Annotated in this window: 10 protein-coding genes and 2 tRNA genes; 3 read left to right on the forward strand and 9 right to left on the reverse strand. The window is 45.0% G+C overall.

The annotated features are described in order from the left end of the window. Positions 1-331 precede the first annotated feature (331 nt). From truB to tpiA, 9 genes are all read right to left on the reverse strand, one after another. Positions 332-1,363: a tRNA pseudouridine(55) synthase TruB gene (gene truB / locus ACS8FD_RS10215; RefSeq protein ID WP_439275744.1), complete on the reverse strand. Its 1,032-nt coding sequence runs from the start codon at positions 1,361-1,363 to the stop codon at positions 332-334. A gap of 5 nt (positions 1,364-1,368) precedes the next feature. Further along, complete coding sequence (locus ACS8FD_RS10220; protein WP_439275745.1) at positions 1,369-1,779, reverse strand: ribosome-binding factor A; 411 nt, start codon at positions 1,777-1,779, stop codon at positions 1,369-1,371. A gap of 198 nt (positions 1,780-1,977) precedes the next feature. Next, positions 1,978-4,698, reverse strand: a complete 2,721-nt coding sequence (infB, locus tag ACS8FD_RS10225) for a translation initiation factor IF-2 (protein ID WP_439275746.1) — start codon at positions 4,696-4,698, stop codon at positions 1,978-1,980. Between the two features lie 153 nt (positions 4,699-4,851). Next, positions 4,852-6,336: a transcription termination factor NusA gene (gene nusA / locus ACS8FD_RS10230; RefSeq protein WP_439242198.1), complete on the reverse strand. Its 1,485-nt coding sequence runs from the start codon at positions 6,334-6,336 to the stop codon at positions 4,852-4,854. 65 nt (positions 6,337-6,401) lie between these two features. Then, on the reverse strand, positions 6,402-6,902 hold the full coding sequence (rimP, locus tag ACS8FD_RS10235) for a ribosome maturation factor RimP (protein ID WP_439275747.1): 501 nt from the start codon (positions 6,900-6,902) through the stop codon (positions 6,402-6,404). Positions 6,903-7,341: 439 nt separating this feature from the next. Continuing rightward, positions 7,342-7,418: transfer RNA gene (locus ACS8FD_RS10240), tRNA-Met, on the reverse strand. A 116-nt stretch (positions 7,419-7,534) separates the two neighbouring features. Further along, positions 7,535-7,619 (reverse strand) — tRNA-Leu (locus ACS8FD_RS10245). Positions 7,620-7,804: 185 nt separating this feature from the next. After that, the gene (gene secG / locus ACS8FD_RS10250; protein WP_439275788.1) at positions 7,805-8,116 is read right to left on the reverse strand and encodes a preprotein translocase subunit SecG; all 312 of its coding nucleotides are present in this window, start codon (positions 8,114-8,116) and stop codon (positions 7,805-7,807) included. A gap of 204 nt (positions 8,117-8,320) precedes the next feature. Continuing rightward, positions 8,321-9,118 (reverse strand): triose-phosphate isomerase, encoded by a 798-nt coding sequence (gene tpiA / locus ACS8FD_RS10255; RefSeq protein WP_439275748.1) that lies wholly within the window; start codon positions 9,116-9,118, stop codon positions 8,321-8,323. Between the two features lie 450 nt (positions 9,119-9,568). Here tpiA and pilB point away from each other — a divergent pair, with 450 nt between their 5' ends. The 3 genes from pilB (at position 9,569) to ACS8FD_RS10270 (ending at position 13,728) form a co-directional block, all read left to right on the forward strand. Then, positions 9,569-11,281 carry a type IV-A pilus assembly ATPase PilB gene (pilB, locus tag ACS8FD_RS10260; protein ID WP_439275749.1) on the forward strand — a complete coding sequence of 571 codons (1,713 nt, stop codon included), beginning with the start codon at positions 9,569-9,571 and terminating at the stop codon, positions 11,279-11,281. A gap of 283 nt (positions 11,282-11,564) precedes the next feature. Further along, positions 11,565-12,788 (forward strand): type II secretion system F family protein, encoded by a 1,224-nt coding sequence (locus ACS8FD_RS10265; RefSeq protein WP_439275750.1) that lies wholly within the window; start codon positions 11,565-11,567, stop codon positions 12,786-12,788. Between the two features lie 40 nt (positions 12,789-12,828). Continuing rightward, positions 12,829-13,728 carry a prepilin peptidase gene (locus tag ACS8FD_RS10270; RefSeq protein ID WP_439275751.1) on the forward strand — a complete coding sequence of 300 codons (900 nt, stop codon included), beginning with the start codon at positions 12,829-12,831 and terminating at the stop codon, positions 13,726-13,728. Positions 13,729-13,852 lie beyond the last annotated feature (124 nt).

The raw sequence follows: 13,852 nt of genomic DNA on the forward strand, positions 1-13,852 counted from the left end.
TCATAAATATCGCAACCGTCGTCAGCGCTACGATCTTAGAATGAAGCTATTTGCTGGTATCATTAATTCCGAGCTTAGACTATGACTTTTGCAAGAGGTCTAATGCTCTAAGTTGCAACTCTGTCCTTAAGTTGAACTCTATTTATTATTGTTTAGCTTTTCTTCCTTGCTTCTTCTTATTTTAATTTTTATTATTTTTATGTCTTTATGCCAAGCCTTCCCTAGCTGACTTAACCACTTTATAAAAAAAGCAGGTTTCGTTATACACGAAACCTGCAATGAAATGTATGAGTATGTGATTAATGTAATTCACTAGTAACTGATTTTATCGTTATAGATGAATGATTTTTTTAGGTTGTAGGCGTCCATTGAGGCTGATAGCGCCTAAGCCAATAAAACGACCCTGCTCATCCATTAGCTTAATATCGACAGGGAGCTCGTACTCAGGGATTTGCTCATTATTGTTACTAGCAGGCTCATTTTCTGACTTTACTTTAATGTTTTGAGACAAGCTTTGTAGAATATAATTTTTTAGCGACTCGTCAATTTGTTCAGAGACATTTAGCCGTTGACCTAAACGTAGACGCTGACATTGCTCATCGTCTAACGACATCTTAGCGGCAATATCGACGCAAGCATCTACCGCTAATAACTGCTCAAAGCGCTCATCTAAAGGTAAAGCTTCTAAGCTTGGGATATCAATAGCCTGTTCAAGATCGAACTTACCCACTTGTAAACGCCGTAATGCTGTTAAGTGCCCTAACGTGCCTAGTGCCTTGGCAACATCTTCACCTAATACTCTGATATAGGTGCCTTTACTACAAGTCACTACCAAATCGATTTTCTCAGCATCAATTTGTGTCAAAGTCAGCGATTTTATGACAATATCGCGCGCAGGACGGTCAATCTCTATGCCAGCACGGGCATACTCGTACAACTTTTTGCCGTCTTTTTTGAGCGCTGAATACATCGGCGGTATTTGCTGCTGCGCGCCCATAAATTGCTGAGCCAGACTGTTTAGTGATTCTCCATTCAGCTTTGGAATCTCTGCTTGCGTGATGACTTGACCATCCGCATCGCCAGTATCAGTTTGACTACCAAGCAATATCGTTGCCTGATAGGATTTATCAGCATCGAGTTGATAATGACTAAACTTCGTCGCTTCTCCGAGACAAATAGGTAGCAGACCGGTTGCCATCGGATCGAGCGTGCCGGTATGGCCGGCCTTTTTACTATTGTGCATAGGCGACTGAAACAAGTACTTTACCTTTGATACCACTTGCTGTGAGGTCATACCCTGCGGCTTATCGATTAAAATCACGCCGGAGACTTTTTGTTTAGCTATCGTTTTTTGACTAGTCATTATTATTAATCTTCATTATCAATGCTATCGGTCTCTTCTTCATTTTGCTCAGTCTTAGTCACTGCCTGATTGATGAGATCCATCATGTAGTTACCTCGCGCGGTCACTTCATCGTAATGAAAACGCAAGCGCGGTGTGGTACGAGTTTTGAGACTGTGGCTCAGCTCAGTACGCAAGAACCCAGCGGCTTTATTAAGCACTTTGACACTCTCTTCATGATTGGTCTTAGTCATCGTATCGTTGAGCTCAGGCTCCATGATAGTGACATAAACATCAGCATAACCTAGGTCAGAGCTGACTTTGACGCTAGAGATAGTGACAAAGCCGGTCAGGCGAGGATCGTTGACTTCATCGCGAATCAGTACCGCCAGCTCACGCTGAATTTGATCTGATAAACGCTGTAAACGTTGATTCATATTTTTATCCTAATTTTCTGTTCTAATAGTGGTATAAGGTGACTCTATAACAAATCATTCTAATTTTTATTGCTTTAGCGATTAGGCTAATAATAAGCATAACTCTATGATAAAAAAGGCCTAGCAGGATGTACCTGTTAGGCCTATAGCGTACTTAGCTACTTTTGCTTAGCGACTAACTATATGTTAACTAAAAGCTTAGATAGTACGTTCGAACTCTTGAATCTCAAAGACTTCGATCTTATCGCCCGCTTCTACATCGTAGCCACGAACGGCTAGGCCGCATTCCATGCCAGTACGCACTTCATTGACGTCCTCTTTGTAGCGACGCAATGACTGCAGCTGACCGGTGAAGATAACTTGATCATCACGTAGGACGCGAATAGGCTTGTTACGATAGATCGTACCTTCGACCACCATACAACCTGCTGCCGCACCGAATTTACTAGAGCGGAACACTTCGCGCACCTCAGCGATACCTAAGATCTTCTCGCGGTGCTCAGGAGCAAGCAGGCCACTCATAGCGGCTTTAACATCATCAATCAAGCCGTAGATAACGCTATAATAACGAATATCCATATTAGCGGTGTCCGCTTTACGGCGGGCGGTGCTATCGGCACGAACATTGAAACCTAGTAGTACTGCTTCGCTTGATTCGGCAAGGGTCACATCCGACTCTGAGATAGGGCCAACGCCTGAGCTAATCACTCGGACTTTGACTTCATCAGTAGATAGCTCATTCAGTGCTGCTAATAGTGCTTCAAGCGAACCACGAACATCGGTTTTAAGGACGATATTTAAGAAAGATACATCGCCTTGTTCCATCTGCTCAAACATGCTCTCAAGACGCATTTTGTTCTGACGCTCAAGCTGCTGTTCACGCTCACGGTTGCTTCTAAAGTCAGCGACTTCGCGAGCTTTTTTCTCATCGGTAACGACTAAGAATTCACTGCCCGCCGCTGGCGTATCTGGCAAGCCTAAGATCTCGACTGGAATAGAAGGACCGGCTGACTTGATACGCTGACCGTTCTCATCAGTAAGGGCGCGGACTTTACCGTAGTATTCACCGGCTAGCACCAGGTCGCCTTGTTTGAGTGTGCCTTTTTTGACTAGGACACTAACTACTGGACCACGGCCTTTTTCAAGCTTCGACTCAATAACCACGCCTTGAGCGGCACCGTCAGTTGGCGCTTCTAATTCCATAAGCTCAGCTTGTAAGCTAATAAACTCTAGTAGCTCATCGATACCTTCGCCCGTTTTGGCTGAGATACGTGCCATAGGCGTATCACCGCCCCACTCTTCTGAAACCACTTCTTTGGTCGTCAGCTCGTTTAGGACACGATCTGGATCAGCACTTGGTTTATCCATCTTGTTAATAGCAACAATCAAAGGTGTACCTGCAGCGCGAGCATGATCGATCGCTTCTGCGGTTTGTGGCATCATGCCATCATCAGCGGCAACCACTAATACCACAATATCAGTTGCTTGCGCACCGCGTGAACGCATAGCGCTAAAGGCAGCATGACCCGGAGTATCTAGGAAGGTAATCACGCCTCGATCAGTCTCTACGTGGTAGGCACCGATATGCTGAGTAATACCGCCAGCTTCGCCGGTGGCTACTTTGGTTTCACGTATTTTATCAAGCAGTGAGGTTTTACCATGGTCAACATGACCCATAATAGTCACGACCGGAGGACGCGTCTGCACGTTACTACTGCGCTCATCGACGGCTTCGTGTAGATCATCTTCGACTTTAGTATCGCTGACCGGAACTGGGTTATGACCCATTTCTTCGACGATAAGACTGGCGGTCGCTTGATCGATAGTATCTGACTCAGTGGCCATCTCGCCCATTTTCATCAGCAACTTGGTCACTTCACGCGCTTTGACTGCCATACGCTGGGCAAGATCAGAGACGGTAATTTGCTCGGCGATTTCGACATCGTATACAATCTTTTCGACCGGTTTTTCAAATTTGTGCTGACCTGACTGTGAAGAGCTCAAACCGTTTTTACGGTTTTTGATCTCGCGCTCTTCTTGGTTTTTACGGCGACGACCGCGAGCACCGGTACTGTTAGCACCACGTTTGATTTCACGGCGTTCTTTTTCGAACGACTCTTCTAGTGCATCACCCACTAAGCCTTTAGCCAATGGCTCGTCTTTACGAACTTCCGCTACTGGCTCACGGTCAGTGTACTTACCAGCCATTTTACGCATTTGCTCGAGAGTACGCTTTTGCGCCTCTTCCGCCTGTGCTTGGCGAGTTTCCGTCTCGATTTTGCGTAGGCGAGCTTCTTCTTTTTCACGAGCTTCACGAGCTTTACGCTCAGCTGCCGTCTCAACTTTTGGCTTAGTAGCTGCGACTTTTTTCTTCTCTTTCGCTTTGATCTCGCTTGCCGCTTTGCCACCTTTTTTGACCACGACAGAAGCGGCGACATCATCGCTCTTATCTTCTGAGCTTTTGCTTGAGCCGAGGCTTGCACGCATTGCCGCTAAAGTTGCCGCTTGACGCTCTTCTGCTTTTTTCTTAGCAGCGCTACGCTCTTCTGCTTCTTTTTCAGCGCGCTGTTTTGCTTCAGCTATTGCCTGCTCGCGCGCCGCTAATTCTTCAGCCATCTTTTCTGGATTAGGCTTATCGAATACTTTCTTTTTACGCACCTCTACATTGACGCTCTTAGATTTACCTGAAGAGCCAGTCACGCGAGCGGTACTAGTCGTTTTAGATTTGAGACTAATGCGACGCTTTTCTTGTTGGCCATGACTTTGCTTTAAATGTGCCACCAACTTCTCTTGCTCAAGTTCGGTGACTGAGTCATCCTCCCCGCGAGCAGGTAGCCCAGCATCCTGCAATTGCTGCTGTACAGCACTAGCGGTTTTGCCTACCATGTCTGCCAGTTCTTTGACGGTCTTATCTGCCATTGATTATCACCTACTGTCTATTATTTGCTATATATTCAATTCAGTTGTTGGCTACAAATGATTGCGCTTAGGCTGGTTTTGATTTTTATATCGTAAACCAGCCTTTAGTTATCGATAGCATACCACCAAAAGACAGCGGTATGCTCCTAATACCTATTCATTGAACCAAGATTCCCGAGCTTTCATGATAAGCTTACCTGCGGTCTCGGAGTCTAAGCCTTCGATATCTTCGATATCAAATACTGCCTGCTCTGCCAAATCATCAACGGTGATGATGTCTTTTTGTGCCATTTTATAGGCCCAGCTGACGGTCATCCCTTCAAGATCTTGCAGCTCTTGACTAGGCTCTTTCATGTTTTGTTGTTTGACAAGCTCTTCTGCGATGACGACTTCTTTAGCACGCTCTTGAATCATGTCAATCGCTTCGTCATCTAGCCCTTCGATGTCGTAGAAGGTTTCTACCGGCACGTAAGCCACTTCTTCGATACTCGTAAAGCCAATATCGACAAGGGCTTGCGCTAGATCCTGATCAACCTCTAAGCGATCATAGAAGAGATCAATAAAGGCTTTGGTCTCATCTTGTTGACGCTGCTGATACTCTTCTTCTAGCATCATATTGAGCTTATAGCCCGTTAATTCAGAGGCCAGACGCACGTTTTGACCTTGTGAGCCAATAGCGCGGGCCAGCTGATCATTCGTGCTAAAGATGATATCAGCGGTCTTAGTATCTTCATCAAGAATAATACTGCTTACATCCGCAGGCTCTAAAGCACTGATGATGAACTGTGCTGGATCATCTGACCATACCACCACATCAATACGCTCGCCATCGAGCTCTTGCTGCACCGCTTGGATACGCGTACCGCGCATACCGATACAAGCGCCGACCGGATCGATACGGTTATCATTGGTTTTCACCGCTATTTTAGCACGAGTACCAGGCAGACGAGCGACATTACGAATCTCGATGATCTCTTCTGCAATCTCCGGCACTTCTTTTTGCATCAAGGCTGAGAGCATCTCAGGATGGGTACGCGACAATAATAACTGCGCGCCGCGATTGTCACGATTGACATGATAAAGAATGGCATTGATACGCGATTTGACGCGTAGCTGCTCACGGGGCAACATCTGATCGCGTGATAAATAGCCTTCAGCGTTATCGCCTAAATCAACGATATAACCATCACGAGTCTGTTTTTTGACTTCGCCATACATCATCTCGCCAATACGCGGCTCAAAGGCATCCGCTACTAAGGCACGTTCCGCTTCACGAATCTTTTGAATGATCACTTGCTTAGCTTGCGTGGCTGCAATACGACCAAACTCAATCGACTCTATCTGCTCTTCTTTAACATCGCCAATTGACCACTCGTCTTGATCAAGATCGGTAATAGCAAGTTGACAAGCTGGCATCTCGTGGTCTTCATCAGCCACTACTGTCCAATAGCGATAGGTATCATAATCACCAGTGTCACGATCGATGGCTACGCGAACCGCCACTTCAGGCTGCTCGGTATAGACCTTTTTTTTCGTTGAGACCACCAAAGCATCTTCAATAGCTTCAAAGATATCTTCAGGATTTAAGCCCTTTTCATTACTGACGGTTTCTACTACCGTTAAAATTTCACGACTCATGCTATACCTGTCCTATCATCTTATAATTGGCTTAAATGTTGTTGTCTGTTTGCTACTGTTAAGCATTACTCATCTTCATAAATTAAGTTAGCTTTGTCAATATTACTTAGTGCAATCTCAAAGCGCTCACCATCACTAGTGGTCAACTGTAAAGAACTATCGCTCATACTATCGAGCTTACCAGTGGCTTTGCGGCGTTTTTTATCGCCCTGACCAATCGCAGAGATCAAACGCAAACTTATCGTTTGGCCTATGTAATCACGCATCTGCTCATCTGAGAAAAAGGCGCGATCAAAACCTGGAGACGAAACTTCTAATACAAACTCGCCGGCAATAGGATCATGCACTTCTAGCACACCGCTCACCTGATGATTGACCGCTGCGCAGTCCTCAATAGTGACGTGTTTATCCTGCGCTTGCTCTTCAGGCAAGGCTTCGATATAAATGCGCAACAAGGAGCGATTACCTTGTGGCGTAAATTCAATGCCCCATAGTGCGACGTCACAAGCCGCTACAGCAGGCGCAATAATCGTAGTCAATTCTGCAACTTTGGTCGAAAGCTTCATAATCTATTTATATTTTCCTGTTCACTTATCGGTGGTTTTAGTAGCGACGCGCTGATCACCATAGAGGCTGATTATAATACTCAATGCCGCTAATACCTAGTGAATCATATTAGGGATTAAATTGTTATCTTCAAGGACAACGTAGTAAAGAATAGAGTAGAAGATAGTATTGCTTACGAGTCTCGTAACATAGCAATCTGCAGGGACTGGTAGCAAATGATGGCAAGTATTTTATGCTGTCATTTAGGATTAGAATATCGATTTAAATCTATTCTTCTTAGCTAAAACGTGTAATAGATACTGTCATTATAATGATAGTACTGAGCTAATAATGCTAAGCATCAGATACAAAAAAACCCACAAACATAATGGTGGGCTAATCGACACTGATATCTCAATACAACAGAATATTTAGTGTGTAAACATCAGTATTAAAAAGTGGTAGCGGGGGCTGGATTTGAACCAACGACCTTCGGGTTATGAGCCCGACGAGCTACCAGACTGCTCCACCCCGCAACAATTTAGAATGCATATTATAGAGAGGGTTTTGCCCTTTGTCAATCTTTATCTAAAATAAACTTTAAATTAAAATTGCTACAACGACATTGCTATAAACAAACTACTTATTCAATTGGTGCGATTGGGGGGACTTGAACCCCCACAGCTTGCGCCACCACCCCCTCAAGATGGCGTGTCTACCAATTCCACCACAATCGCTTATCGCTAACCGTCTACTGGTATGAATAACGGCTATCATTTACTGCTTTGACCTTTTATCTTACTGCTCATTTTATAATAAGCGTCATGCTTGAGGTTGGCATCACTAAGATAAAACATCATAAAAACAGGCAAGCATTGTAAAACTAACCCTTACAAATAGCAAGGCCTGCTCGTAAAAATAACTACTGCTGAGGATTTTGCGTCAATGGACGCGGGGTTTGTGGCGCTGAAACGGGTGTATCTAAACGAAACTGATCTTCCGCTTGTTCACGCGCATGTACAGCTAGTACCATACTTGTAATAAAAAATATCACTGTCAGCACTGCTGTCGCACGAGTCAAAAAGTTAGCCGTTCCTGCCGCGCCAAAAACCGTTCCAGAAGAGCCGGCACCGAAAGAAGCTCCAGCATCAGCCCCTTTGCCATGCTGTATCAAGATCAAGCCAATCATGGCAATAGCCACGATAATATGCAGGGCTAGTATAAAAGTAAACATGGTGTCCTCTTCTGCCGCATAATGACGACTGATAAAATTACGAAGGCGATAAAACAAAGACTGTAAATAAGGCGCATTGTACACGATTACAAGGCCGGTGTTAAACCCACTTTCAATAACTGACAAGACGTTTTGATCCAAGCCAAACTACACTCGCCAGTATATCGCCGATTTTCGATGTTTTTAATTTTGAGCTTTCAGCGTTTAACCTTTAGCGCGGGTAAAAGCATCGGCAACCGCCAAAAAACTGTCAGCCTTTAATGAAGCGCCGCCTACTAATGCGCCGTCTATCATAGCGCTTGCCGCAAAACTATCAGCGTTATCAGCATTGACACTACCGCCATATAGCACAGTAATCTTTGGTAACTCTGGCGCGAAACTAGCGATTTGTTGTTTGATATGCTGATGCGTAGCGCTGACCTCGTCCACCGTAGGCACTTTGCCAGTGCCAATCGCCCAAACGGGTTCATAAGCGATAATCAAACGCTCGGCTAATTGTTGCGGCTGGACAGCGCCGGTTTGTAGCAAGCTTTTGAGAACCATTAACTGCTCATCGAGTACGTTAATGGTTTGCTTAGCGTCATACTCTTCTTGAGTTTCACCGATGCAGAGCACGACTCCAAGGCCTTGGGCAAAAGCGCAGTTCAGCTTGGCTAATAAGCTATCATTAGACTCATGATGATATTGACGACGCTCTGAATGACCCAAAAGTGTCCAGTTAGCACCAGCATCCGCGATTTGCTGCGCTGAGCAATCACCCGTATAAGCGCCTACGGTAGCACTATGAGCACTGATATTCTGCGCGCTCACTTGAATGGAGAAGTTTTGCAAGCGCGCGCTGACGGCAGCAAGATGCACACAGCTTGGCGCCACCATAAGCTGGCAGGACTGGTGATTGGTATCTTTGTCTTGCGACGCCGCTAACAAATTATCTAGTAACGTATTTACGTCTTTGACCGTTGCCGGATTTTGTTTCCAATTGCCAATTACCCAAGCCTGCATAACCTGTCTACCTTGTGTCATCTATCATTGCCAATATGGCTATTATGCGCGCCAGTATAACAAATAATTGGCGAGTGCTATAGTAGCAGCTAACTTCGGGTACAAGGCTGTCATCAGCTGTTCTAACGTCCAATACGGCTACACCATTTATAGAAAACTGAGCCTATAAATGATTCAAATAGGTTTATCTATAAGGATGAGGTCATTGTAAAAGCAGTTTTATATTCTCTAGCGTCTTAAACAGTTCTGTTTTTTATAGAATTTTTGCCTATAATTAGGACGGGTTAATGATTGGTAATGCATCCAAAACTTTAAGTATGCTCATAGAGATTCGGTATTCAGTGCTATTAGATGAAACAGTGCTATTAAATACATGCCATCAAATAAACAATACCCAAAATAACTTATATTGGTTGTCATTTTTGGCAGCTGCCGCATCAAGGAGGGGTTATGTCTACCACTGTCAGCAAGTTTGGTAGTCTTGCGCAACAACTAATCAGTGAAGGTGTGGTTAGCGAAGCGAATATGCAAACGGCGCAAACAGAAGCGCAGCAGCAGCAAGTAGGGCTCGTGCCTTATTTAGTAGAGCATAAAATGGCTAATGCTTATGAGCTTGCTAATTTGCTGTCAAAGTCGTTTGGTGACCCTTTATTTGATCTTAATGCCTTAGAAGAAGGCATCGTGCCACAAGATTTGGTCGATGAGAATATCGTGCGTAAGTTCAACGCCTTACCTATCTTTAAACGGGGACAGCAGCTGTTTGTCGCGCTAAGCGATCCTACCCGCATCGACGCTATTGACGCTATAGCCTTCAACTCTCGCCTATCAGTCGCCACCGTGATCGTGGAGGAAGATAAACTCAAACAACGCATTGACAGAACCTATGCCGATACTATGCAGAGCTTTAGCGGCTTTGCAGATAGCGATCTCAATATCGATTTTGAAGATAGCGGTGAGGAAGCGGATAGTGAGACTCAGCTCAATACTAGCGTCGATGAAGCGCCGGTGGTTAAATTCATCAATAAAATGTTAGTCGATGCCATCCGTATGGGCGCATCCGATCTACATTTTGAGCCTTATGAAAAAAGCTATAGAGTGCGCTTTCGGGTCGACGGGGTGATGCAAAAAATGGCAAATCCGCCGGTGCAACTTGCTAGTAAAATCGCTGCTCGCCTAAAGGTTATGTCACAAATGGACATCTCTGAGCGAAGAGTGCCACAAGATGGCCGTATCAAGCTGAAAATCTCTAAAAACAAAGCCATCGATTTTCGGGTGAACTCATTGCCGACACTGTTTGGCGAGAAGATTGTGCTACGTATTTTAGATCCTTCCTCGGCGATGATGGGTATCGAGGCGCTAGGTTATGAGCCGGATCAGAAGCAGATGTTCTTAGAGGCGCTAAATAAACCGCAAGGCATGATTCTGATTACCGGTCCAACGGGGTCAGGTAAAACGGTATCGCTGTATACCGGTATTAATATCCTCAATACGGGTGAGACCAACATCTCAACCGCTGAAGATCCAGTCGAGATTAACCTTGAAGGGATCAATCAGGTCAACGTCAATCAAAAGGTTGGCCTTACTTTTGCCAACGCCCTAAAGTCATTTTTGCGTCAAGATCCTGACATCGTTATGGTTGGTGAGATTCGAGACTTAGAGACCGCTGAGATCGCTATCAAAGCGGCACAAACCGGTCACTTAGTATTATCCACTTTGCATACCAACTCCGCCCCCGAGACCTTAACGCGCCTAAAAAACATGGGAGTGGCTTCATTCAACATCGCCACCTCAGTCAACTTAGTCATCGCACAGCGACTCGCGCGGCGCTTGTGTCAAAGCTGCAAAAAGCCTATCGACATTCCGCGTCAGAGTTTGCTTGAGATTGGCTTTACCGATAACGATTTGGACAACCCAAACCATCTTATTTATGAGGCGGTCGGCTGTAATGAGTGCCGCGAGGGCTACAAAGGACGCGTCGGTATCTATGAAGTGATGAAAGTGAATCAGGAAATCTCGCGTATCATTATGGAAGATGGCAACGCTATCGATATCAAAGATGCCGCGCTTAGAAGCGGGTTTCGTGACTTGCGGCGCTCCGGTATTATGAAAGTGCTACAGGGCACAACCACTATTCAAGAAATGCTGCGCGTTACTTCTGAATAAAAACGCGTCTGTTAGTAGTCGAAGACTGAGCGTATCTTTTAGCTCGATATCAAAATAAAATGAATGCTCACTATAATGGTCATTTTATTATAAAATAGGGTTTGGTCGTGCTAACTTTATGCCTTAACGATAACGATAGCTTGCAAAAATTTATAGCGGTAAATTTATTAGGCGTAAAACTTAACAGTTGCCAAGGTTGATAGCTATTTAAGCGAATACAACGTCGATAGCCAACTTGTATTACTTAGACTGCCCCAGTCAGATGGTTTTTTAGGAGAGACAGATGGCAAAAGCCAAAACGGATATGCTGCTAGATTTCGTCTATGACGGGGTCAATCGCCGTGGACAAAAGGTCAAAGGCGAAACTACGAGTCGTAGCTTGGAGCTGGCAAAGGCGACTTTACGCAAGCAAGGCATCGTGGTCAAAGGCATCAAGAAAAAGCCAAAAGCTTTATTTACTTTTAAAAAAGCCATCAAACCTATCGATATCGCTATCTTTTCGCGGCAGCTGGCGACGATGATTAAGGCCGGTATTCCTTTAACACAGTCGTTTGAGATTGTCGCCGATTCACTGGATAACCCGAGTATGAAAGACTTGGTGTTATCGATTAAAGCTGATATCGAAGCTGGTGGCACTTTTGCTGCCGCCTTGCGTAAACATCCTCGCTACTTCGATGATCTGTTTTGCTCACTCGTAGAATCTGGCGAGCAATCAGGGGCGCTTGAAACCATGCTTGAGCGCGTCGCCACTTATAAAGAAAAAAGTGAGATACTCAAATCAAAAATCAAAAAGGCCATGAAATATCCGATAGCGGTTATTGTAGTGGCTGTGATTGTGACAATGATTTTGCTGATCAAAGTGGTGCCAGTATTCTCAGATCTATTTAGCTCTTTTGGCGCAGAACTTCCTGCCTTTACCCAAATGGTAGTCAGTATGTCCGAATGGATGCAGTCTTGGTGGTTTATATTGATTGTCCTGATTGGTGCCGCTATTGTTGGATTTTCTGAAGCGAAAAAAAGATCGAAAAAATTCCGCGATTTTTTAGATCGTTTGACCCTAAAACTGCCTATCTTTGGCAACATCGCCTATCAAGCTATTATCGCTCGTTTCTCTCGTACCCTATCGACGACTTTCGCCGCCGGTGTACCGCTAATCGATGCTTTAGACTCAACCGCTGGTGCGACTAATAACGTGGTGTACTACAATGCCACTCAGCAAATCAAAAACGACGTGTCAACCGGTCAGCAGCTGCAGTTTTCGATGCGCTCAACCAACTTATTCCCTAGTATGGCGATTCAGATGGTCGGTATTGGTGAGGAATCTGGAAGCTTGGAGGAGATGCTCGATAAAGTGGCCAATCATTACGAGAGTGAGGTGGATAACGCCGTCGATGGCTTAACGAGTCTGATGGAACCGCTGATTATGGCTGTGCTCGGCGTATTAGTAGGTGGCCTCGTCATTGCTATGTATTTACCGATTTTCCAGATGGGTTCTGTGGTAGGTTAAAAACCGTCACGCAACAGCAACCTCTTAAAGGCCAGTGTTAATGCAATTGCTAGAATTATTACAGAATAATATGAGCGCTGCGCTCATAGTGTTTGGGCTATTAGGCTTATGTGTAGGCAGTTTTTTGAATGTCGTTATTCATCGTATGCCGCTGATGATGTTTTATTCTTGGCGACAAGAGTGCAGTGAGTTTATGTCGCAGCAGTCAGATATTACGCCTGAGCATTCGGCGGTGTTGGCTCAAGCAGTGGCGAACGATACGCCTATTACCCTCAGTCGTCCTGCGTCGCGCTGTCCGCACTGCGCTCATAAAATCAAGTGGTATGAAAACATTCCGCTAGTCAGCTGGCTGGCGCTGCGCGGTCGCTGCTCTGAGTGCAAAGCCAGCATTGGCGTGCGTTACCCGTTGATTGAGCTAGTAACCGCCCTATTATCAGCATTAGTGATTTATCATTTTGGGGTAACGGCTATTGGCCTATCCGCGCTGATATTGGTTTGGACGCTGATTGCGCTGACAGGGATAGACTTCGATACCCAGCTGCTGCCCGATAGGTTGACCTTTCCCTTAGCTGGATTGGGGTTAGCGGTAAATTCGCAGGGCTGGTTTGTAAGTCCTACGCAATCGATTTGGGGCTTATTGCTTGGGTTTTTATCGCTATGGATAGTAGTCAAAGTCTTTTATCTCATTACTAAAAAGCATGGGATGGGTCAAGGCGACTTTAAGCTGCTAGCGGTACTTGGCGCTTGGCTTGGGCCAATGATGCTGCCTTTGATTATTCTATTATCTTCTTTATTGGGTTCTATCGTTGGTATTATCTTAATGAAACAACAGGGCGAAAGTAAGCCGTTTGCTTTTGGACCTTATATCGCTATTGCTGGCATTATCGCTTTGTTATACGGAGCAGACATTGTTAATTGGTATTTAGGCATTTACGCCTAATAGCGTGCGCTAGGCTACAATACAGTAAAGCAATATCTACATCCTTACCTGTTATAACCGTTAAGATTATACTCTAATCGTGCTATTGCTCGGATATTATCCTCGATGATGTCCGCTCTTTTCT

It is taken from the genome of Psychrobacter sp. 1U2, assembly GCF_051847575.1.

Bases quoted from the DNA above. Each gene is read 5' to 3' on its own strand.
- truB (WP_439275744.1), bottom strand. From the start codon at position 1,363: ATGACTAGTCAAAAAACGATAGCTAAACAAAAAGTCTCCGGCGTGATT.
- ACS8FD_RS10220 (WP_439275745.1), bottom strand. From the start codon at position 1,779: ATGAATCAACGTTTACAGCGTTTATCAGATCAAATTCAGCGTGAGCTG.
- infB (WP_439275746.1), bottom strand. From the start codon at position 4,698: ATGGCAGATAAGACCGTCAAAGAACTGGCAGACATGGTAGGCAAAACC.
- nusA (WP_439242198.1), bottom strand. From the start codon at position 6,336: ATGAGTCGTGAAATTTTAACGGTAGTAGAAACCGTCAGTAATGAAAAG.
- rimP (WP_439275747.1), bottom strand. From the start codon at position 6,902: ATGAAGCTTTCGACCAAAGTTGCAGAATTGACTACGATTATTGCGCCT.
- secG (WP_439275788.1), bottom strand. From the start codon at position 8,116: ATGTTTACTTTTATACTAGCCCTGCATATTATCGTGGCTATTGCCATG.
- tpiA (WP_439275748.1), bottom strand. From the start codon at position 9,118: ATGCAGGCTTGGGTAATTGGCAATTGGAAACAAAATCCGGCAACGGTC.
- pilB (WP_439275749.1), top strand. From the start codon at position 9,569: ATGTCTACCACTGTCAGCAAGTTTGGTAGTCTTGCGCAACAACTAATC.
- ACS8FD_RS10265 (WP_439275750.1), top strand. From the start codon at position 11,565: ATGGCAAAAGCCAAAACGGATATGCTGCTAGATTTCGTCTATGACGGG.
- ACS8FD_RS10270 (WP_439275751.1), top strand. From the start codon at position 12,829: ATGCAATTGCTAGAATTATTACAGAATAATATGAGCGCTGCGCTCATA.